Genomic DNA, 22,045 nt, shown 5'->3' with positions numbered 1-22,045 from the left:
TAGGTACCGACCGTTGGTCGGCACGCTCCATCAGAGTTCATCACCGCTGACAGATTGTGCCGACCAACGGTCGGCACCTACCAACAGCGGATCATCCCCGGGCAATTGCGCTAATGGGTGCACCCACTCACCCGAACGGCAACTCCGCGGCTCTGCACGCTGCCGTAATCGCGGCACACGCCTCTTCAATCGCGGGCGTGGTCGGTGCCAGTCGCGGACGTCGATCCAGCGTGCAGGCCAGGCCTACGTCCAGCAACGTGGCATGTGCGCCATGCAGCGCCTCTGCGGTGTCTTCCGGCAGGAAACCGACAACCGCCAACGCGTCGATCAACGACGGCGTATCGCGTGGTTGCAGCAGCGCCGCATGCTGCGCGCTGCGCGCCAGCACGCCGGTCTGCAGCAGGAACTCCAGGTCCACTACGCCACCGGCACCCTGCTTCAGGTCCAGCCGCGCGGCATCGCTGCGGTCCAGCTCGGTGCGCATGCGTCCACGCATCTTCAGCACATCGGCATACAGCGTGGCCGGATCGCGCTCACGCCCCAGCGTCTGCGCACGCACCTGTTCGAAGTCGGCCAGCAGACTGGCATCACCGGCCACGCCGCGTGCGCGCACCAAGGCCTGGTGTTCCCAGGTCCATGCGCGTTCGCGCTGGTATTCGGTGTAGCTGGCCAACGAAGACACCAGCGAACCCTTGCCACCGTCCGGGCGCAGGCGCACGTCGATGTCGTACAGGCGGCCCGCAGCAGTGACCGCACCGAGCAGCGCCATCACCTTCTGCGCCAGGCGCGCATACCAGCGCCCCGGCTCCAGCGGACGCGCGCCGTCGCTGGCGTCCACGCCGGCCGGATTGTCGTGCAGGAACACCAGGTCCAGATCGGAGCCGAAGCCCAGTTCCAGGCCACCCAGGCTGCCGTAGCCGATGATCGCGAAGCGGCCACCGGGAATCTCGCCGTGTGCGGCGCGCATGTCCGCCTCGGCCATTGCCAGCACGGTGACCACCACCGCCTGCGCCAGCTCGGCCAGTTGCCGGGTGCTGTCCACCGCCCCCTGGCGCCCGTCCAGCGTGGCCATCGCCATGCGGAAGCTCAGCGCCAGCCGCGTCTCGTTGAGCCAGCGCAGCGCAGATTCGGGATCCTCCACCGCCAGCACCTGCTGGCACTCGGCCAGCATGCCGGCGGCATCGGGCATCGGCCCGGACACGCGCACGTCCAGCAGTTCGTCCAACAGCAGCGGATACGCCGCCAGGCGTTCGGCCAGCAGTGCGCTGCGCGCCAGCACATCGACCAGCCGCGCCAACGCGCTGGGCTGCTCGTCCAGCAGCGCGAGATAGCTGGTCCGGCGCAGCACCGCCTGCAGCAGGCCAAGCACGCGCTTGAGCGCGGCGTCGGGCTGGGGCGAACGCGTGGCGGCATGCAGCAGTGCCGGCAGCACGCGATCCAGCCGCGCACGCGCGGCGTCGGACAACGACTTCACGCCGGTGCCCTGGGCGAAATCACGCAGCGACTGGTCGGCGCCGTTGGCGTCAAGGAAACCGGCTTCGGCCAGCAGCGGTGCATTGGCGCCTTCGGGCAGGCTGCGCCAATAGTTGGCCAGTGCATCGGGCGCGGCCTGGCCCTTGCGCGGTGCCAGCAGTGCGGCGAATTCAGTACTGACCCGCTGCTGCTGTTCGGCCAACGCCGCGCGCAGCACGTCCCAGTCCAGGTAGCCGAGTCCGACGGCGATGCGCTCGCGGTCCAGCGCATCGCTGGGCAGCACGTGGGTCTGCGCATCGCGCAGCATCTGCAGGCGGTTTTCCAGCCGGCGCAGGAACAGGTAGGCCTCGCGCAGCGCGCTGCCATCTTCGGGGGCGATCTGCCCGGCGGCGACCAGCGCGTCCAGCGCCACCAGCAGGCGGCGTTCGCGCAGTGCCGGTTCGCGACCACCGCGGATCAGCTGCAGCGCCTGGCACAGGAACTCGATTTCGCGGATGCCACCGGCGCCACGCTTGATGTCCTCGTGCAGCTCGCGGCGCGCGACTTCGGCGGTGATCGCCGCCTTCATCTCGCGCAGGCCGTCCAGTGCGGTGAAATCCAGGTAGCGGCGGTACACGAACGGGCGCAGGGTCTGCAGCCACGCTTCACCGGCGGCGATGTCGCCGGCCACCGCGCGCGCCTTCAGCCACGCATAGCGCTCCCAGTCGCGGCCCTCGCGCTGGAAATACTGGTCCATCGCCGCGAACGACAGCGCGACGCGGCCGGCGCTGCCGAACGGGCGCAGGCGCAGGTCGACGCGGTGGCTGAAGCCATCGACCGTGGTTTCGTCCAGCAGCTTGGCCAGGCGCTGGCCGAGCCGGGCGAAATACTCTTCGGCGGCCAGCGCGCGCGCGCCGTCGGATTCGCCGCCGTGCGGGTAGGCGTAGACCAGGTCCACATCGGAACTGAAGTTGAGCTCGCCACCGCCGAGCTTGCCGAGGCCGAACACCACCAGCTGCTGTGGGGTGCCTTCGCCATCGCGGACCACGCCGTGGCGTTGGGCGAATTCCTGCTGCAGGGCGTCCAGTGCCAGCCGCAGGCAGTCTTCGGCCAAAGCGGTGGCGCCGGCGAGGGTCTGCGGCACGTCGTCGAGGCCGGCCAGGTCGCGCCAGATCAGCCGCGTGGACATGGCGGTGCGCCAGCGCCGTATCTGCGCCGGCCAGTCGCTGGGCTGCAGCGGATCGAGCACCGGCGCCGGGATCGGCGGGCAACCGGGCGCGGCCAGCTGCGCCAGCAGCGCCGGTTGCCGCACGAGGGTGTCCAGCGCGAAGTCACTGGTCACCGCCAGCCGGGTCAGCAGCGGCAGCAGCTCGGCAGGAACGGGCTCGGGCAGGACCTGGGCCAGGCGCGCCAGGGCGCGGTCGACAACGGGCTGGAGGACGGCGGACAGTTCGGCGGGGGCGAGGGTCATGCCCTGATTCTCGCGGGGTCGGATCCCTTTGCCAACGGCAAAGGGCTCTGCCCCCGAGATGCCGCCGCTTGATGCCGCGGGTGGGGTCAGAGCCCTTTGCCGTTGGCAAAAGGATCCGACCCTGAAGGGGTGCCGCGTATTCATACTGGGCGGCAGGCAATAAAAAAGCCCGCTTGCAGCGAACTGCCAGCGGGCTCTGCTCCCTCCCCCACGTCGGGATGCAGGGCCATCGTGCGGGCTGCGAAAGCACTTTGCACGCTGCACTGCAAAACAAAACCGGCGGGTATGGGTGAGCCCTCCGGGGAAAAGCCATTCCACGAAGGTAGAACCCCCCGTACGGATGAGGATGGCCGATAATCGGAATTCCCCCCCAGCAACACGTGTCGTCATGTCTGTTGATCGCATCGCCAACGCGCGTCTCCGTGACCGCGTGGTCTCCGCAGAGGCCGCAGCCGCGCTGATCCAGCCCGGTGAAACCGTGGCCATGAGCGGCTTTACCGGCTCCGGGTATCCCAAGGCCGTTCCCGTGGAACTGGCCCGCCGCATCGAAGCGATGCATGTCCAGGGCCAGCCCTTCCAGATCAGCCTGATGACCGGCGCCTCCACCGCGCCGGAACTCGATGGCGCGCTGGCCAAGGCTGATGGCATCGCCATGCGCATGCCGTTCCAGAGCGACCCGGATGCACGCAACCGCATCAACGAGGGCAAGCTGGATTACATCGACATCCACCTCAGCCACGTGGCCCAGCACGTGTGGTTCGGCTTCTACGGCGAGATCGATACTGCGGTGATCGAAGTCTCGGCCATCCGCGAAGATGGCTCGCTGGTGCCCTCCACCTCGGTCGGCAACAACAAGACCTGGTTGGACCTGGCGAAGAAGGTGATCGTCGAGGTCAACGAATGGCAGCCGGCCGGCGTCGACGGCATGCACGACATCTACTACGGCACCGCGCTGCCGCCGCACCGCAAGCCGATTCCGCTGGTGAACGCCAACGACCGCATCGGCGACACCGCGCTGCGCTGCGACCCGGACAAGATCGTGGCCGTGGTGCGTACCAACGGCCCGGACCGCAACAGCCCGTTCAGCCCGATCGATGCAACCAGCGAACAGATCGCCTCGCACCTGATCGAGTTCCTCAAGCACGAGGTGAAGAAGGGCCGCCTGCCGCCGAACCTGCTGCCGCTGCAGTCGGGCGTGGGCAACATCCCCAACGCGGTGCTGGCCGGCCTGGCCAAGAGCGGTTTCCGCGACCTGGCTGCGTTCACCGAGGTGATCCAGGACGGCATGCTCGACCTGCTGCGCGACGGCGTGCTGAGCTATGCCTCGTGCACGGGTTTTGCGCTGAGCCCACAGGCCAACGAGACGTTCAAGGAGAACATCGATTTCTACCGCGAGCGCATCATCATGCGCACGCAGGAGATCTCCAACCACCCGGAACTGGTGCGCCGCCTGGGCTGCATCGGCATGAACGGCATGATCGAAGTGGACATCTATGGCAACGTCAATTCGACGCACGTGATGGGCACGCGGATCATGAACGGCATTGGCGGTTCGGGTGACTTTGCCCGCAACGGTTTCCTGTCGGCGTTCCTGAGCCCGTCCACTGCAAAGAACGGCACCATCTCGGCGATCGTGCCGATGGCCAGCCATGTCGATCACACCGAGCACGACGTGTCGGTGATCGTCACCGAACAGGGCCTGGCCGACCTGCGTGGCCTGACCCCGCGCAAGCGCGCGCAGGTGCTGATCGACAACTGCGCGCACCCGGATTTCCGCCCGCAGCTGCAGGATTACTTCGACCGTGCCAGCCGCGAAAGCTACGGCAAGCACACCCCGCACCTGCTGCCGGAAGCGCTGTCGTGGCACCAGCGCTGGCTGGATACCGGCACGATGAAGGGCTGATTATTCTCGGTTCGCCGGGCATGGCCCGGCGCTACCAGCTTCCAGTGGGTGCGGACCTTGGTCCGCACCCACCACGCGCACCAAAGCGGTGCCGATCAGGCGCGCAGCGCCGCCAGCGATTCCGCCTGCAGCCGCTCGTAGATCTCGAACTCGTCATTCACCGCCACGCCCAGCGCCTGCTCGAAGGCCTCGCGGTTGGCGTGCGCGGCATAGGCGCGCTGTTCTTCGCCGCCCAGGTTCGACTGGAAGATGCCCGCGGCGCTGACCGGCAGGAAATCCTCGTAGACGATCGGGTCGGCCGTCGCCAGGCCCGCGGCCACCAGCACTTCAGCCGGCAGATCCGCCACGCGCTCGGGCGCGGCACGGCCGGCGTCGGTCAGCTGGTAGCGGTAATAGCCCAGTCCTTCCTGGCGCAGCGTGTCATGGTCATCCGGGAAGCTGGCGAACACCGCCTGCAGGCGCTGGCCGTAGTCGCCGCCGGTGCTGCCTTCGCCACCGGCGTCGCGTGCCTGCGACAGCAGCTGGTCGTACAGCGCGCGGCCCTTCGGGGTCAGCGCAAGGCCGCGCTGTTCGATCTCGCCGAAGCGCGCGGTATGCGTGCCGGCATCGCCACCTTCCGCGTCCGGGAAATGCACTGCCTCTTCCAGCGCCTTGAAGCTGGTCTGGCGCAGCAGGATCGGGCAGGCGCGGCGCGGCGGGCCTTCGATCACCGCCTTGGCCGCCATGCCGTGTTCGATCATCGCCGCCTGCGCAGCGTCGATGTCCAGCGTGCGCGGGGTCAGGTGATTGATGTGCGGGCCGCGGAAACTGACCACGTCGGCCACCAGCCGATGCGCGTTGTGCAGCGCGTGGTAGGTCGGCAGGTCGACCGTGGCATCGCCGTGCCAACGGAAGGTTTCCAGTGCTTGCTCGACGAAGCGCTCGGCATCGGCCTGCGCCAGGCCACCGTCACGCTCGGCCTGGTCGATCAGTGCCAGCGCGCCCTCGGTGAAGATGCGGCGGCGCGCAAGGATCTTCGCCGATTCGGCACGCAGCGCTTCGTCTTCGATCAGCTCCAGGCGCAGCAGCGAGGTGAACACGCGGAATGGATTCTGTGCCAGCGCGGCGCCGGTAAGCGGGCGGAACGCGGTGGAATGCACCGGCACGCCCGCGACCGACAGGTCGTAGTAGCCGACCGGGTACATGCCCATCACGGCGAACAGGCGGCGCAGCGTCGCCAGTTCCTGCACGGTGCCGACGCGGATCGCGCCGTGGCGCTCTTCATCCAGGCGTGCGCGCTCGTCGTTGCGCTGCAGCTGCGCGGCCAGCGCCGGGTCCTGCTCCAGCACCTGCGCGTTGATCCGCTCCACCAGTTCCACCAGCGTGCCGTACAACGGCACTTCGGTGCGGTACATGCGGGACATGGCCTGTGCGAACAGGCGGCGGATCACATCAGGCGAAACGAAAGAGGCGCTCATCAGTCACTCGATTACGGGAACGGGGACCAGCTCGAACCCGTATTGTCGCCGGAGTGCGTGGCGGCCGCGATATGCAGAGCAACATGAAAAATACCGGTTGTGCCGGCCACCGGCCGGCAACCTCCGGATGCCTGGAAGGGTGCAGTTGCCGGCCACCGGCCGGCACTACCGGTTGAGCTGGCGCTTCAGGGTGGCATCCAGGGTGATCGGCCGGTCCCAGTGCCTGTAGCTGGCCACGATGGCGTGGCGCACCGCACGCACATGCAGGTTCTGCGGCTTCACTGGCATCCGCTTCACCACCGCTTCCCAGCCGCCTTCCCGGTCCTGGCTGAAGGCGCGCACGCTCTCACGGCAGGTCTGGCCGCTGGCCTTGGCCCAGAAACAGGCGAAGTAGATATCCCCAGCCTGCCAACCGTGGGTGGTGAACAGCGCGCTGATGTAGCCACGCGGCACGTCGGCATAGCGCGACACCTCATCGAGAAAGGCATCCGGGTAGCGCTCGGCGTAATGATTGATGTCCTGCAGCTGGGCATCGACCCAGCTGTCGCCGGTGTCCACTTCATAGGTGGCCGAACGCTCGGCCGTCTGCTGGGCCAGCACGGTGGCCGGCGCCAGCAGCAGGGACAACAGCAGCATGCGCAGTCGGTGGTTCATGGCCCGATTCTGCCGCAGCCGCCGGGCCCTGTCAGGCCGCCGCCGCGGCCTTGGCTTCGATCGCCGCCAGTGCGGCCGGCCAGTCGTGGGCGGTATCGGCGGTGACCATGCGCGGTTCATCGTCGGCCACGCCGTGCTGGGTCTCGTGTGCCCAGGTCACTGCATACGGGGTATGCACGCCCCAGCCACCGAGGGTGACCACCGGCTCGATGTCCGAACGCAGCGAGTTGCCGACCATCACGAAGCGCTGCATCGGCAGGTCGAATTCGGCCAGCACGCGGGCGTAGGTCTCCGGGTCCTTCTCGGAAACGATCTCGATGCGCGGGAAGAGCTCGGCCAGGTTGGCGACCTTGATCTTCGCTTCCTGGTGGAACAGGTCGCCCTTGGTGATCAGCACCACCGGGTAGTGCTCGGCGATGGCCGCCACCGCTTCGCGCACACCGTCGATCAGCTCGACCGGATGGCGCAGGGTGTCGTGACCGATGTCCAGAATGCGCTGGATGTCCTTGGCCCCGATACGCTGACCGGTGATGTCGATGGCCGCTTCGATCATCGACAGGGTCATGCTCTTCACGCCGTAGCCGAAGGTGCCCAGGTGGCGCTGCTGCACTTCCAGCAGGTGGCGCGCGGTCTGGGTGTCATGCACGTCGACGTAGCGCGACAGCAGGTCAAGGTAATCCTGCTCGGCCTTGCGGTAGTAGTCCTCGCTCTTCCACAGCGTATCGTCACCGTCAAAACCGACCAGGCCGATGGCGCGCGACGGCGCAGGCGTGGAGGTGTTCATCGGCCAAGGATACAGGGGTGGCGATGACGAGAAAAACCCGGGCGGCCGCAGCCGCCCGGGTCCCCATGCACCGGTCTTCCCGAATCAGGCGTGGATCAGCGGCCCTGGGCCGCGCCGGCACCCGCACCGGCCTGCTGCGCGGCCACGTAGGCCTTGTACTCATCGGCGCTCAGTTCGCCGTCCTTGTTGGTATCGGCCTGGTCGAACACCTGGGCCAGGCCCGCGTTCACCTGTGCCTCGGTCTTGCTGATGGTGCCGTTGCCATCGGTATCGATGCTGGCCCAGGTCTGGCCACCGCCATTGGCCTGCGCCGATGCCGCGGCGGCCGCATTGGTCGCCTGGTCAGCCGCCTGCCCTGCCTGTGCCGCCGACTGCTGCGCCTGCGCGGCTTCATTCTGTGCCTGCGCGGCCTGCTGCTTGGCCGACTGGGCCATCGCCGGAATGGCCAGCACGCTGCCGGCGGCGACGATCAGGGCGATCAGGGGCTTGCGGTTGCGAATAGTCATCAGGGGTGTCTCCTACCGATTGGGTGGTGTTGCGCGGCGTGTTGATTCCGCACGGCACCTACCCTGCCACCGCGTTTCTGAATCGATTTTGCGTCGCGAGCGGCGTGCACACACACGATTAACCACTCGCCTCCACGCATGCTTTAGCGCGGTGGTTAGGGTGAAGTGAGTGGCTCATAAGATGCGCATTCAGCGCCTCTGCATTTAACCGGCAGGCAACGAAAAACCTGCGTCAGTCGACGGTTTTTTCCGATGACCGCGAACTGAACAACACCCATGCAAGAGCAACACCGGCGAGCGCACCGGCGATTTCCAGCACCACACGGCTGCCGAGCTCGTTGGGATCGTGGATGGTGGCCAGGAAGATGCGCGCGTACAGCGGCGATTCCAGCCGCACGATGCCCATGTAGAACAGCTTCCATGCATCGATGCCGGCGGAGATGATCACGGCGATGACGCAGGACCAGCCGATCGCATGCCCCGCTGTCCAGTGCAGGAGCCGGCACAGCTGCGACCACAGGAAGTACACCAGCAGCCCGACCAGCAGGGCGATGGCGCCGGCTTCCAGGGTACCGAGCAGGCCGAAGTGCAGAGGAAGGTTCATCGGGTGGGCAGGGATGAAGAGGCGGCCAGTGTAAGGGATCTGCCCCGGACCCAATCCGGTAGCCACAGTAGATCCACGCCATGCGTGGATGAATCTCCATCCAAATCGAATATCTCGACGATTGAACAAGGAGCAGCCGAGCATGGGCTCGGCTCTAAAACGGACCACGCGGGAAACTGTCAGAGGCGGGGCGGTGCCGGAATGCGGGGTGTCAGCCGCATGGATGCGGCTGCCAAGCCTCCATGGACGGATTTACGGCGTCCCCGCACTCCGGCACCGCCCCGCCAACCCACGGAAAGCAAGCTGTTGCTGTTGCTGCTCCAGATTCTGCAGGTACAGGGCGCAGCCCTGCCGATACCCCTACCGCACTGGGACGTCGTACGCGGTGCCGGGATCCGGTTCGGGCTGGAACGTGTAGTGCCACCACTCCTGCGGATAGTTCACGAAACCACGCCGTGCCATTGCCTGCACCAGTTGCCGCCGGTTCGCCTGCTGCGTCTCACTCAGCCCGCTCGTCTGCGTATGCGCGCGTGGCCCGAAGAAATCGAAGTCGGTGCCCATGTCCAGCGGCGTACATGCTCTGCTGCGGCAATCCAGCAGGCCCAGATCGACCGTGGCGCCGCGGCTGTGGCCGGAGCGCTCGGCGATATAGCCGTCGGCCAGCAGGCGCGGCTTGTCCAGGTCCGGGTACTGCAGCGCCTTGCGCGAGAGTTCGCCGGGGTCGTTCACCCAGGCCATGAAGGCCTGCACCGAACGCACCGGCCGGTAGCAGTCGTAGAGGCGCAGGCCGAAGCCCTGAGCGCGCAGATCCTGTTCCACCTGCGCCAGCGCTTTCGCCACCGACGCCAGCAGGTAGCAGGACGACGCCTCGTAGCCGGGCACGCGCGCGCCGGTGAAGTTGTTGGCGCCGGCGTAGCGGATGTCCATGTCGATGCCTGGCGACAACGTGCGGATCTCCACCAAACCAGCGCTGGCCGCGTCGGTGGCCGGTGAAACACGCGGTGGCTCAGCGGCGCTGGCGGTCGCTGCCAGCGCAGTCGCCAGTACGAGTGAAATGCAGGTCCTGGAAGTCATAGCTGAAGTCGATGTCCGGATCGATGGCGCGCAGGTCCAGTGTCGGTGCCGGGCCCTCGCCCGGCTGCAGCCACGCCTGCGCCTCGTCACCCAGCGTATCCCAGCGCAGCAGCCAGCGCCCCTGCAACTTCAGCACGGCCGCCTGCAGCGCTGGCGACTTGTCGACGCTGAAGCGCAGGCCGTCCTTGCCCGCGCACAGCGAGGCCGGACCCAGCCAGGGATCGGCGTAGCGGCCCTGCCAGCGCTGCAGATCGGTGACGGCGGCCGGTTGTGCGCCCCTGGTGGAGGGCACAGGACTCCCCGTGGCGGCGCGCACGGCCCGATCAGCCGCCAGTTCCGCTAGGTAGTACCCCACATGCTGCGCGTCTTCCGGCGCGGTGAACTGTTTCAGCGTCGACTGCATCAGCGCGGTACGCGCGTCTTCGGCCTCGCCGTTGATCAGTATCACCACACCGACCTTGCGGTCCGGCAGCAGCGCCAGCGAGGAATACATGCCTGTCAGGGTACCGGTATGGGCGACTTTCCAGTGCCCGTCCATGTCCGACACCCGCCAGCCCAACCCATAGCCGTAGAAACGGGTGTTGTCCCAGTCGCGTTGGCGCTCGCCCAGCGGCATTGGCATGTGCAGCGTCCACAGCATGCGGCGCTGCTCGGCGCCCAACCACGCCGGTACCAGCGCCGGGTCCAGCAGCACCTGCATCCAGCGGGTCATGTCGCGCAGCGAACAGCGGATGCCACCGGCCGCCATCGACGTCAGATCGGGGCTGAGCGCTCCATCACCAGCGACCACCACGTTGCGGCCATCGCGCCGCACATGCGGTTGGGCGACATTGCCAATCTGCTTCACCGACCATGCGCCCACCTGGCAGCGGGTCATCCCCAGCGGCTCAAACACCCGCTCGCGCATCAGCTGGTCATAGGGCTTGCCACCGGCGGCCGCAGCCACCTCACCGGCAACGACGTACATCAGGTTGTCGTAGGCATAGCCGCTGCGGAAACTGGTGACCGGTTTCAGGTGTGCCAGCCCGGCGATGACGTCGCTGCGGGTGAAGGCATTGGGCTCAGGCCACAGCATCAGGTCGCCGGCACCCAGGCCGAGGCCGCTGTTGTGGATCAGCAGATCGCGTACCTGCAGATGCTCGCCCACCCACGGGTCATGCATGCGGAACGCTGGCAGGTGGCGCTGCACCGGGTCAGCCCAACCCAGCTTGCCCTGCTGCACCAGCGTGGCCAGCAGCGCGGCGGTCATCGCCTTGCTGTTGGAGGCGATCTTGAACAGCGTGTCCTCGTCGATGCGGCCACCGTCACCACGCGCGCCTTCAGTGTGGCGATAGACCACCTGGCCATCCTCGACCACCGCCATCGCCAGCCCCGGCAGGTGCTCGTGCTGGTCCACAAAGGCGATGGCGGCATCCAGTCGTGCGCCATCCACTGCTTGGGCAGCGGGGCTCGCCAGTACAGCGACCAGTAGCAACAGACGATGCAAGGCAGTCTCCGTCAGGCGGTGCCGGATCATATCCGGCGATCACAGACCCGCGCCGCCCGGCAGGGCGGCGCATGGATGCGTCCTCAATAGCTCCAGGTCACCGTCAGCTGTGCGTAGCGCGGTGACTGGAATCCAGTGCCATAACCATACATCGGGTTCGGCGTTCCGATGCTGTCCTGCGGCTCGTAATCCTGGTCCACGGTCACCACGCGCTGCTGGTTCAGAACGTTGTACACCGCCAACTTCAGGCGCAGGTCGGTGGGGATCGGCACTTTGTACGAAACACTCACGTCCAGGTCGTAGGTCCACGGCGTGCGCCCATCGCCGCCGCGCGGCGAATGCACGAACACACGTTCGGACGGTACCGTCGCCTGGCAGTTGGACACGCACACGTAGTAGCTGTGGAAGTCGGTGTCGTCGAAAGGATTGCCGGCACCGAAGCGCGTGATCGGGCTGCCCGACTGTATGCCCAGGGTGGCGGCCACGCTCAGGTTCTCGGTCAACGCGTAGCTGCCGCGGAACTTGAACTGATGGCGGCGATCGTTGGCCAGGTAGCCGTAGCCGCGATAGTTGACCCACGGGTTGTCGAAGTTCTCGGTGCGGCCGGCATCGGCGAAGTCGGTATCGGAGTTGACCGGGCCTTCGGCGTTGCCGCGCCCATAGGCCAGGGTATAGGACGCGTTGAAGCCCCACTTGCCATCCCACGCACGGTCGACCTGCAGTTCCAGCGCCTTGTAGTCGCGCTTGGGCTTTACCCAGCCGCGCTGGCCCACGTAGTTGCCATCATCGTCGTACAGCGCCCAGCCTTCCCTGGATGTGTCGATGTTGATCCAGCCATCATTGGTGCCATCACAGTTGGTGTCGCCCCAGACAGTGTTGGTGCGTCCCGGGTTGCCCATGATCCACACCCCGTCGATGGCACCGCATTGGCCGGTGGCGGTGATGTTCATGTCATCGATGGCGTTGTGCAGGCGGCGGTAAGTCACGCTGGCGCCAACCGACCAGGCCTCGTTGATCATCTGCTGGAAGCCCAGGATCGCTTCATCCTGGTAGACCGGATCCATGTCCCGGTTCACTTCAGCGCGCAGGTCCGGCACGCTGCCATCGCCCTGCGAATTGTCCACCGGTCCGATCTGCGCGCCCAGCACCGGCACATTGTTGGCCGCGCCGCTGTAGCCCAGGAACTCATACCAGGTGCGTTCGTCGAGGAAGCCACCGGCCTGCTTGATGTTGATGACGTTGGCCACCGGCAGGAAGTAGCGCCCCAGGTTGCCAAACACCTTGGTGGTGCCATCGCCACGCACGTCCCACGAGAAGCCGAGACGTGGCGCCACCATGTCATCGATCTTGATGTAGCTGCTGCCATCGCCGCCCTTGTTGTCGAAGGCTTCCAGGCGCACGCCCATGTTCAGCAGCAGGTTCGGCGTCACCTGCCAGTTGTCTTCCAGGTACCAGGCCGAGTTGATGGTCTCAAATGCACCCTCCACCTCATAGCGGCGCGTACGCGCCACCAGGCCACTGGCCGGCACCACGCCGCCGTTGAGTGAACTTCCCGGAGTACGCGCATAGATGTCGTAGCGCAGGCCGCCCGGACCGGGGTAGGCACGGCTGTAGTCGGAGGTATTTTCCTCGCGGTCCATGCCGAAGCGCAGCAGGTGATTGCCCAGTGTCCATTCGAAATCGGCGCGGGCGGCCTTGCGGGTATCCAATGCTGATTCCAGCTGCGAGCTGCTGGTGCAGCTGCGGTCACCCTGCAGCGAGGGTGGCACGCCCTGGCTGGCCGTTCGGTTGTCGAACACACGGTTGCAGTTCTCGTCCATCAACGAGCTCTGCATGCGGTTGCGCTTGTTCTCGCCATACATCAGCTTCATGGTCAGGTCGCTGTTGACCTGCCAGCTATAGGTGCCGGACCAGTTCTTGCCGCCCACCGTGTTGTAGATCTGGTTGCTGCGCTCACCCACAGTCTGTCCCGTGGCGTAGTCGTAATCGTAGACATCGGTGAGCGTCTTGCTCTTGTCCGAGAATCCGAACAGCGACAGCATCTGGTTGTCGGTGATCTGCCAGTCGATCTTGCCGCCCCAGAACGGATCATCGGCCTTGCCCTGGCTCAGGCGGGTGCCAGCGTCGTTGGTCGATGTCGGGCGGTAGTCGCGAGCTTCATACATGCCGAAGAAGAACAAGCGGTCCTTCACCAGCGCACCGGACGCGAATACGTTCAGCGCACTGCGACTGTAGTCATCGCGGCTCGCTGTGATGTAGCGGCTGCCGCTGCCGTCGTAGCGGTCGCGCGCCTGCGACTGCCAGGCACGCGGTTCGAACACCAGTTCGGCACCGGCCTTGAAGTCGTTGCTGCCCGACCGGGTGACTGCGTTGATGACACCGCCGGTACTGCGCCCGAACTCTACCGAATAGCCGCCAGTCTTGACCTGGAATTCCTGGTAGAACGAGAACGGCACCGACGAGAAGCCGACCCGGTTGTAGAAGTCGGTAACGTTCAGGCCGTTGATGTAGACGGTGTTCTCGGCCACCGACGAACCACCGAAGGAAATGCCCTGGCCGCCCAACGAGCCCTTGCCCTTCACCGCGCCGGGCGCGAGCAGTGCCACGGCGGTGATGTCACGGTCCACCGGCAGGCGCGAAAGCTCTTCGCGGGTGATGTTCGTGGCCGATTCGGTGGACTTGACATCCACCATCGACACCACCTGCGGTGCACGTACCTCGACCGTACCCAGCGTGCTGACCGCACCCAGCGGCACGTTCACCGTGGTCGCACTGCCAAGGCTGACGGTGACCTGGCCAACACGGCTGGCCGCTCCACCCGGCAGGCTCACGTCCATCTCGTAGGTGCCGACCGGCAGCAACGGGATGCGGTAGCTACCATTGGCGTCGGCCTGCACCGATCGGACAAAGCCCGTGGCGGGGTTGCGTACGGTGACCGTGGCACCGGCCGGCACCTGGCCGGCATCGCTGACCAACCGGCCGACCACCGAACCATCCTGTGCGAATGCGCTGGGCGCGATCACGCCCAGACACGCCCCGAGGGCGACGCACAACGCCGCCCGCTTGATGCTGTAAGCCTTCATCCCCTGCTCTCTCCTGCAAGAATTGAATGGTGTGAGTTGCGATGTGTCGCGCTAGCGTTGCCCGGCTGGCAGTACCCGCCACTGGAAGTCGTAGCTCCATTGGTCGAAGTACAGGTTGCCGCCTGCCCACTCGGCCTCGCCGCGCTGCGAGTCGACCGTTTCCGAGCGGTAATGCTGCTTGGCCGGCACGAAGGGCTGGCCGAAATCGTCGTTGAAGGCGATGCGGTAGCCGTCGAGGCCACCCAGATAGAAATTGCGCAGTGCAGGCACATCGCTGGCGAGCGCGCCGGTGGTCACGTCCATCGGCAGCCAGCCGTAGGGCGCCAGGTAGACCTGCCCCCAATCATGCAGGTTGTTGTAGCCACTGCCATCGTCGGAGAACACCATCCCCGACTGCCAGCGCGCGGGAATGCCGTTCATGCGTAGCAATGCGATCAGCAGCAGGGTCTGCTGGCCGCAGTCGGCATGGCCAGCGCGCAGGGCGTAATCGCTGATGTTGCTGAGCGTGGAGTATTCGCGCGCTCCCGCCCATGGAATGCGATCGACCGCCGCGAACAGCTTGCGCACTACTTCATGCGGGCGCGCCTCGCCCTGCAGCACCTGGTCGGAGAACAGCTTCAGCGCGGGGGTGAAGCGCACATGCGGCAGCTGTTCGGCCAGGTAGGGCTTCAATGCGGGATCGTTCGGTGTGGCCTGCACCTTGGCGGGATCGATCGCGGTATGCCGCGCGAAGATCGTCACCGCGTAGCGGATCTCGAAGCGGGTCGGCTGCCCGGCCACAGCTTTGGCTTCCAGATAAGCGGTGCGCTGCAGGGTGCTGGCTGGCGCCATGCGTGCCTTACCGGGCGCGCTGCCCAGCCACTGCACCTGCTCCTGCTGGCCCGGAATCTCGCGCGGGTACGGAATCCAGGCGCGCACGGTTTCGCCGGCCGGTACGGCGTCGGCTTTCACCGTGAGCGACTGGGTGAATTCAATGCGCTGCGGCAGTACCGACGCCTGCCCACTCTGCTGGGCCGCGGCAAGCACGCGCGCGTGGTGTGCATTGAGCACCTCGTTCGGGCCCGGCGCCGGCATCGGTGCATCCGCGCGGCGGCGTGCGCGTGCCTCATCGCTGAGCAGGAACAGGTTCGACGGTGCGCGCTTGAAGTACCAGCGCGCGCCATCGATATCGAGGTGTTCAATCAGGCCGAGCTGGTCCCAGCGCGCGAATTCCTCGTCGGTGAGGTCGGGAATCCAGCGGCGCACGGCGGACTTGGCGGCGGTTTCGTCGAGGGAAAAATCCAGGCGGATGCGGCGCATGCGCTCGCGCTGGAACGGCTCGTCTGTGGCGGCGGGTGCAGTGGCCAGCAACGCATCGGCGTCGCGGAAACGGCCGCTGTCGACCAGGTCGATCACCTGCACTCCTCGCGCGCGCTGCTGGCTGCTGCGCTCGTCTGCTGCGTGCGCGGCCGACACCCACAGCAGCAGCGCGGCACAGAGACCGGCGGCGGCAGGCAGACACGGTTTGCGAACGGCAGACTCCACAGCGACACTTCCCCAGCGCGGGTGGTAACGGCTGTGTAACACGGGCCGGGATGCCGGTCAATAATTTATTCTTGATTTCGAAGCCAAAAGGAATAAATATTCCAACAGGCATTCGAGGAGGGTGTGCACCGCATGAGCCTGGCTTCCCGCGAACCGCGCCGGCGTTGGCCGCGCCGGTTGACCCTGGCCCTGTGCCTGCTGGCCGCCCCGGCCTTTGCACAGCCTCCCGTGGCACCCGATCCCGGCGCACCGCTGCCCTATGTGATCGGCCTGCACGAGGCCTACCTGACCCCGCAATACTGGGCCGCGCGCCTGGACAACGCCGATGCGCCGATCCTGAATCGCGCGCAGATCGAAGCACAGAACGCGCGGATGCGGGCACAGGACAGTCACATCCAGGACATCGCCGCACTGCCCGCCCAGCTTGATGCAGCGACGGTGCGTGCCAGCATCACCGCGCTGTCGAGTTGGCCCACCCGCGCCCTCTACAACGACAAGGGCCAGGCGATCGCGACCGCACTGCGCAGCGCGATCGAAGCCAACCTCGGCCTCGATGCGATTCCTGCCCAGGTGGCACCGGCCTACGGGCTGGTGGTGAAGCGCGCGGCACTGCGTACCTTCCCCACCCGCGAGCGGGTCTTCAGCACTGCCGGTGACACCGACATCGACCGCTTCCAGGAATCGGCACTGTTCCCCGGCGACAAGGTCGCGGTGGTCCATCGCAGTACCGATGGCCGTTGGCTGTTCGTGCACAGCGAGCGCTACAGCGCATGGATCGAGGCCGATGCCATCGCCAGCGGCGACAAGGCCACGGTGCTCGGCTATGGCACGAAGGGCCCGTACCGCATCGTCACCGGCGCCACCGCGCAGACCGCCTACACCCCGGAGGAACCGCGCGTCTCGCGCCTGCAGCTGGACATGGGCGTACGCCTGCCGGTGCTGGCCGACTGGCCCGCCGCCGAACCGGTGAACGGCCAGCAGGCGCATGCCTCGTGGGTGGTGCAGCTGCCGGTGCGCGAGGCCAATGGCCGCCTGAAACTGGTGCCGGCGCTGCTGCCGCGCTCGCAGGACACCGCCGCCGACTACCTGCCGCTGACCCCGCGCCTGCTGCTGCAGCAGGCCTTCAAGTTCCTGGGCGAACGCTACGGATGGGGCCACGACTACGACACCCGCGACTGCAGCGGGTTCGTTTCCGAGATCTACCGCAGCTTCGGCGTGCTGCTGCCGCGCAATACCAGTGCACAGGCGGTCAGCCCCGCGCTGGATCGCCTGCCCTTCACCGGCAAGGACGGCAAGGCGGTACGCGACCGCGCCGTCACCGACCTGCAGGTGGGCGACCTCGTCTACATTCCCGGGCACGTGATGATGGCCATCGGCCATGTCGACGGCCGCACCTGGGTGATCCACGATACGGCGGGCGGCAGCTGGTTCGGTGCCGACGGCACGCGCGTACAGGCCCACCTCAATGGTGTTTCGGTCACGCCGCTGGAGCCGATGATGGCCAGCGATACCGTCCGCTACATCGACCGCATCACCAACATCCAGCGCCTGCGGGCCAAGACTCCTGAATGAAGATCACTGCCATCGAACTGGGCATGCTGCGCGTGCCGCTGAAGACGCCGTTCAAGACTGCCCTGCGCACGGTGGAAACCGTGGAAGACGTGGTGGTTCTGATCCGCACCGACACCGGCCACACCGGTTACGGTGAAGCCCCGGCCACTGCGGTGATCACCGGCGATACGCACGGCTCGATCATCGAAGCGATCCGCCACTTCATCGCCCCGCGCCTGATCGGCCAGGACGTGGTCAACCTCAACCATCTGTGCACGCTGGTGCAGACCGCGATGGAGCGCAACACCAGCGCCAAGGCCGCGGTGGAAATCGCGCTGTACGACCTGTGGGCGCAGCTGCACGGTGCGCCGCTGTACCAGATGCTCGGTGGCGGCGACCCGGTGATTACTACCGACATCACCATCAGCGTGGACTACATCGACAAGATGGTGGCCGATTCGCTGTCGGCGATCGAGCGCGGCTTCGAGTCGCTGAAAATCAAAGTCGGCAAGGACATCGGCCTGGACATCGAACGGGTCAAGGCGATCCATGCGGCGGTGGAAGGCCGCGCCCTGCTGCGCCTGGACGCCAACCAGGGCTGGACCGCCAAGCAGGCGGTGCATGCGATGCGCACGCTGGAAGAGGCCGGCGTGGTACTGGAGCTGCTGGAGCAGCCGGTGAAGGCGGCGGACATCAGTGGCCTGAAGTACGTCACCGACCGCGTCAACACGCCGGTGATGGCCGACGAAAGCGTGTTCAGCCCCAGCCAGGTGATGGACCTGATCCAGCAGCGCGCGGCCGACATCATCAACATCAAGCTGATGAAGACCGGCGGCCTGTCCAACGCGATCCGCATCGCCGACATCGCCGGCATCTACGGCGTGCCGTGCATGATCGGCTGCATGATCGAGTCGAGCATCAGCGTGGCCGCAGCCGTGCACCTGGCCGTGGCCAAGAGTGATGTGATCACCAAGGTTGACCTCGACGGTCCCTCGCTGGGCCAGTTCGACCCGGTCAGCGGCGGCGTGCATTTCAACGAATCGGAGATCAGCATCAGCGACGTGCCGGGGTTGGGCATCACCGAAGTGCGTGGGCTGGAGATGCTGGGGTGACTTCTGCCTTGCGGCTGGCCTGGCGTGCCACTGACGTTGGGTCGGGCGTTACTTTTCTTTTCGCGAAAAGAAAAGTAACCAGAAGAAACGCTCCGCCGGCTGCGAGCCGGTGCTATGCACCGGTTCCCTGCGCTCCTCGGCCCGTCGAGGGACGGCGCGGGAACTCGCTACGCTCAGACACTCGCGCCTCTTCGCCCTCGCCGGACCTGCGGTGCCCGGCTCGCTTGAAGGCGGACTCAACGTCAAAAGCAACAACTGCGCTCCGTAACCTCTTCGAGGCTGGAACCCGCTCGACCCATTCCATGACACGCTCTACGCTGCCAGCCGCAACGCGCCCACACATGCCCGGACACCCCGCATGCCGCCCCTGCTGAAGATCCGCACCGAGCGCGGGCAGATGTCGGCCATCGAGCGCCGCATCGCCGACTTCATCCTCGACAACGCCCACCTGCTGCGCGACTACTCGTCACAGCAGCTGGCCAGTGCGCTCGGCATCAGCCAGTCCAGCGTGGTGAAGTTCAGCCAGAAGCTCGGCTTCAAGGGCTACCCGGACCTGAAGTACTCCATCGGCCAGGACGTCGCCCGCGCCGGTGCCGATCCGCAGCAGGCGCCCGACGAACCCGACAGCGGCGATGACTACCTGCGCCTGGGCGAGGCGCTGCGCCGCAGCAAGGCGCAGGCCGAGGAGGAAACACGCCAGGCCAATCCACGCGCGGAGATCGAGCGCATCGTGCAGCTGCTCGACGGTGCGCCCAAGCTGTTCGTGTACGGCCTGGGTGACGACGGCCTGTTCGCGCGCGAGTTCGCCATGCGGCTGTCGCTGCTTGGCCTGCTGGTGGTGCCGCATACCGACCCGATCCTGATGCTGGCCAACCTGTCGGCCGCGCGCCCGGGCGATGCGCTGCTGGTGTTCTCCGAATTCGGCAACCTGCCGCAGCTATCGCAGCTGTCGCGCCAGTTCCAGGACATGGGTGGCAAGATGATTTCCATCACCCGCCATACCGCCAACCCGCTGCGCGCGCATGCTGACGCAGCGCTGGTGGTGTGCGCGCACGATCGCACGCCGCAGGTCGCGCAGCTGCTGTACCGTAGCGCCATGCACGCCCTGCTCGATTTCCTGTTCGTGCTGCTCTGCCACACCAATCCGGACCGCCAGCAGCAGCTTGCGGTGAACCTGGAGCGGATCGACCACCTGCTGGATTCCTGACCGGAGCACCTGTTGATGAAATCACTGGTCCGTCTCGCTACCGCTGCACTGCTGCTTGCTACGGCGGTGTCCGTTCACGCGGCGCCGCTGGATGGCGCGCGCCAGCTGATCGTGGTCACCAGCGAAGGCTGGGACAGCACCCAGGGGCAACTGCAGGCCTATGTGCGCGACGGCAAGGGCTGGCACGCGCATGGACAGGCGTTCCCGGTGGCGCTCGGCCGCACCGGCAGTGCCTGGGGCCTGGGCCTGCACCCGGCGCAGGCCGACGGCCCGCAGAAGCAGGAAGGCGATGGCCGCAGCCCGGCCGGCATATTCGCGCTCGGCAGTGCGTTCGGCTATGCCGTCACCCGCCGCGGCACCGCCATGCCCTACCAGCCGATGCTGGACAGCAGCTACTGCATGGACGTGCCCGGTTCGCCGTTCTACAACCGCATCGTTGATGAAAAGAAGGTCGGCAATGCAGCGGTCAAGGGCTCCACCGAGCCGATGCGGCTGGATCTGCACAACAAGGGCGACGTGCGTTACCAGGAAGGCTTCGTGATCGCCCACAACCCGGACAACCAGCCCGGCAAAGGCAGCTGCATCTTCGCCCACCTGTGGCGCCAGCCCGGCGAGGCCACAGCCGGCTGCACCGCCATGCCGCAGGTGCGCATGCAGGCCCTGCTGGACTGGCTGCGGCCGCAGGATGCGCCGCGCTTCGTCCTGCTGCCGCGTGCCGAGTACACGCGCCTGCAGGCCCAGTGGCAACTGCCCGCACTGAGTGGAGACGCCCGTTGAGCGCGCAGGACGAACCGCAGCTGCAGCGCGCGGTCAGCCGCTGGCAGATCGTCGGCCTGTCGATCAACGATGTGATCGGCAGCGGCATCTACCTGCTGCCGGCCGCCACCGTCGCCCTGCTCGGTCCCTTCAGCCTGTGGGGCGTGGTCGCCGCCGGCATCCTGGTCGCGCTGCTGGTGCTGTGCTACGCGCAGGCCGCCAGCTACTTCGATGAACCCGGTGGCAGCTACCTGTATGCACGCGAGGCGTTCGGGCGATTCGCCGGGTTCGAGATCGGCTGGATGATCTGGTTGACCCGCATCAGTTCGGCGGCCGCACTGAGTAATGCACTGGCCGATGCGGTCGCGCGCTTCTGGCCGTGGGCCGGCGCCGGCATGGGCCGCATCGCGGTGATCGTGGTGTCGCTGGGCTTCCTCACCGGCGTCAACATCATCGGCGTGCGCTCGGCCGCGCGTACCGGCGTGGTGCTGGTGATCGGCAAAATGCTGCCGCTGCTGCTGTTCGTGGCCATCGGCGCGTTCTACATCGATCCGCAACTTGCGTTCTCCGGCCAGCGCCCGGACCCGCATGACCTGCAGCGCATGGGCGAAGCCGCGCTCCTGTTGCTGTACGCCTACGCGGGCTTCGAGAACATCCCGGCCGCGGCCGGCGAGTACCGCAATCCGCGCCGCGACATTCCGTTCGCGCTGATCACCATGATCATCACCGTCACCGTCATCTACGGCGCGGTGCAGGTGGTGGCGCAGGGCACGCTGGCCGGCCTGTCCAGCTCGGCCACGCCGCTGGCCGATGCCGCCGCCGGCTTCGGTGGCGAAGCGCTTGCGCTGATCCTGACGGTCGGCGCCACCATCTCCATCCTCGGCACCAACAGCAACACGATGATGATGGGCCCGCGCTTCCTGTTCGCGCTGGCCCGCGATGGCTACGGGCCGAAGATCCTGGCGCAGGTGCACCCACGCTTCCACACCCCGGCCGCCTCGATCCTCTGCCAAGGCCTGATCGCACTCGGCCTGGCCCTGTCCGGTTCGTTCGTGCAGCTGGCGCTGCTATCGATGACCACGCGCCTGTTCGCCTACATCGGCACTGCCGCGGCAGTACTGGTGCTGGCCAAGCGCTACGCCAACCGGCCAGGTGCGCTGAAGCTGCCGGGTGGCCCGCTTATTCCGGTGCTGGCGCTGCTGCTGTGCGTGGCGCTGTTCGCCAGTGCCAGCTGGCAGAACATCGCCGCGGCACTGGTGGCGTTTGCCATCGGCGCGGTGATCTACAAGCTGCCGCGCAAGGATGCCGACGCCGGGTGATCGGTAACGCCGCGGCATGCCCGGCGGATTGATCTGGTTATCACGCTGCCGGACCGGGCCGTTAACCGCCACGCAGGCACGATCGGGCTTCGTCTACAACGG

At 66.7% G+C, this 22,045-nt stretch carries 16 protein-coding genes; 6 read left to right on the top strand and 10 right to left on the bottom strand.

All coding sequences use genetic code 11. The features are described 5' to 3' along the window. Nucleotides 1–127: 127 nt before the first annotated feature. Entirely contained in the window at nucleotides 128–2,923 is a 2,796-nt protein-coding gene (gene glnE, locus ACTJJM_RS10925; protein ID WP_440865468.1) for a bifunctional [glutamate--ammonia ligase]-adenylyl-L-tyrosine phosphorylase/[glutamate--ammonia-ligase] adenylyltransferase, read from the bottom strand. A gap of 388 nt (nucleotides 2,924–3,311) precedes the next feature. Between glnE and ACTJJM_RS10920 the strand changes: the two genes are divergently transcribed. Continuing rightward, nucleotides 3,312–4,826 carry an acetyl-CoA hydrolase/transferase family protein gene (locus ACTJJM_RS10920; protein ID WP_440865467.1) on the top strand — a complete coding sequence of 505 codons (1,515 nt, stop codon included), beginning with the start codon at nucleotides 3,312–3,314 and terminating at the stop codon, nucleotides 4,824–4,826. Between the two features lie 95 nt (nucleotides 4,827–4,921). Here the strand turns inward: ACTJJM_RS10920 and hglS are convergent, their stop codons facing one another. From hglS to ACTJJM_RS10875, 9 genes are all read right to left on the bottom strand, one after another. Beyond that, a complete protein-coding gene (gene hglS / locus ACTJJM_RS10915; RefSeq protein ID WP_010484201.1) occupies nucleotides 4,922–6,283 on the bottom strand; it encodes a 2-oxoadipate dioxygenase/decarboxylase HglS in 1,362 nt (453 codons plus the stop codon). A gap of 165 nt (nucleotides 6,284–6,448) precedes the next feature. Next, complete coding sequence (locus tag ACTJJM_RS10910) at nucleotides 6,449–6,937, bottom strand: hypothetical protein (protein ID WP_197602006.1); 489 nt, start codon at nucleotides 6,935–6,937, stop codon at nucleotides 6,449–6,451. Between the two features lie 31 nt (nucleotides 6,938–6,968). Beyond that, nucleotides 6,969–7,721: an HAD family hydrolase gene (locus ACTJJM_RS10905; RefSeq protein ID WP_217014943.1), complete on the bottom strand. Its 753-nt coding sequence runs from the start codon at nucleotides 7,719–7,721 to the stop codon at nucleotides 6,969–6,971. A gap of 95 nt (nucleotides 7,722–7,816) precedes the next feature. After that, on the bottom strand, nucleotides 7,817–8,227 hold the full coding sequence (locus tag ACTJJM_RS10900) for an EF-hand domain-containing protein (protein WP_004139214.1): 411 nt from the start codon (nucleotides 8,225–8,227) through the stop codon (nucleotides 7,817–7,819). A 232-nt stretch (nucleotides 8,228–8,459) separates the two neighbouring features. Next, a complete protein-coding gene (locus tag ACTJJM_RS10895) occupies nucleotides 8,460–8,831 on the bottom strand; it encodes a hypothetical protein (protein WP_053442427.1) in 372 nt (123 codons plus the stop codon). 360 nt (nucleotides 8,832–9,191) lie between these two features. Then, on the bottom strand, nucleotides 9,192–9,905 hold the full coding sequence (locus tag ACTJJM_RS10890; RefSeq protein ID WP_440865466.1) for a M15 family metallopeptidase: 714 nt from the start codon (nucleotides 9,903–9,905) through the stop codon (nucleotides 9,192–9,194). Further along, on the bottom strand, nucleotides 9,838–11,391 hold the full coding sequence (locus ACTJJM_RS10885) for a serine hydrolase domain-containing protein (protein WP_440865465.1): 1,554 nt from the start codon (nucleotides 11,389–11,391) through the stop codon (nucleotides 9,838–9,840). Before ACTJJM_RS10885 ends, ACTJJM_RS10890 begins: the two co-directional genes overlap by 68 nt. Before the next feature lie 83 nt (nucleotides 11,392–11,474). Continuing rightward, nucleotides 11,475–14,474 carry a TonB-dependent receptor gene (locus ACTJJM_RS10880; protein ID WP_143994099.1) on the bottom strand — a complete coding sequence of 1,000 codons (3,000 nt, stop codon included), beginning with the start codon at nucleotides 14,472–14,474 and terminating at the stop codon, nucleotides 11,475–11,477. Between the two features lie 51 nt (nucleotides 14,475–14,525). Beyond that, complete coding sequence (locus ACTJJM_RS10875; protein ID WP_440865464.1) at nucleotides 14,526–15,998, bottom strand: transglutaminase-like domain-containing protein; 1,473 nt, start codon at nucleotides 15,996–15,998, stop codon at nucleotides 14,526–14,528. A gap of 132 nt (nucleotides 15,999–16,130) precedes the next feature. Here ACTJJM_RS10875 and ACTJJM_RS10870 point away from each other — a divergent pair, with 132 nt between their 5' ends. The 5 genes from ACTJJM_RS10870 to ACTJJM_RS10850 all read left to right on the top strand — a co-directional run bounded on the left by ACTJJM_RS10870 (nucleotide 16,131) and on the right by ACTJJM_RS10850 (nucleotide 21,943). Further along, nucleotides 16,131–17,570, top strand: coding sequence for an SH3 domain-containing protein (locus tag ACTJJM_RS10870; RefSeq protein WP_440865463.1), 1,440 nt, complete (start codon nucleotides 16,131–16,133; stop codon nucleotides 17,568–17,570). Further along, on the top strand, nucleotides 17,567–18,661 hold the full coding sequence (locus tag ACTJJM_RS10865; protein WP_012478950.1) for a dipeptide epimerase: 1,095 nt from the start codon (nucleotides 17,567–17,569) through the stop codon (nucleotides 18,659–18,661). The genes ACTJJM_RS10870 and ACTJJM_RS10865 overlap by 4 nt, the downstream gene beginning before the upstream one ends. Before the next feature lie 358 nt (nucleotides 18,662–19,019). After that, complete coding sequence (locus tag ACTJJM_RS10860) at nucleotides 19,020–19,868, top strand: MurR/RpiR family transcriptional regulator (RefSeq protein ID WP_019662204.1); 849 nt, start codon at nucleotides 19,020–19,022, stop codon at nucleotides 19,866–19,868. Between the two features lie 15 nt (nucleotides 19,869–19,883). Further along, nucleotides 19,884–20,645: a L,D-transpeptidase family protein gene (locus ACTJJM_RS10855; protein ID WP_440865462.1), complete on the top strand. Its 762-nt coding sequence runs from the start codon at nucleotides 19,884–19,886 to the stop codon at nucleotides 20,643–20,645. Next, nucleotides 20,642–21,943, top strand: a complete 1,302-nt coding sequence (locus ACTJJM_RS10850; protein WP_440865461.1) for an APC family permease — start codon at nucleotides 20,642–20,644, stop codon at nucleotides 21,941–21,943. The genes ACTJJM_RS10855 and ACTJJM_RS10850 overlap by 4 nt, the downstream gene beginning before the upstream one ends. Nucleotides 21,944–22,045: the final 102 nt, after the last annotated feature.

The organism is Stenotrophomonas sp. 22692 (genome assembly GCF_052045015.1).
Lineage (GTDB): Bacteria > Pseudomonadota > Gammaproteobacteria > Xanthomonadales > Xanthomonadaceae > Stenotrophomonas > Stenotrophomonas geniculata.
Note: the sequence above shows the minus strand (reverse complement) of the source record. Positions and strands in the feature narration are given on the sequence as shown.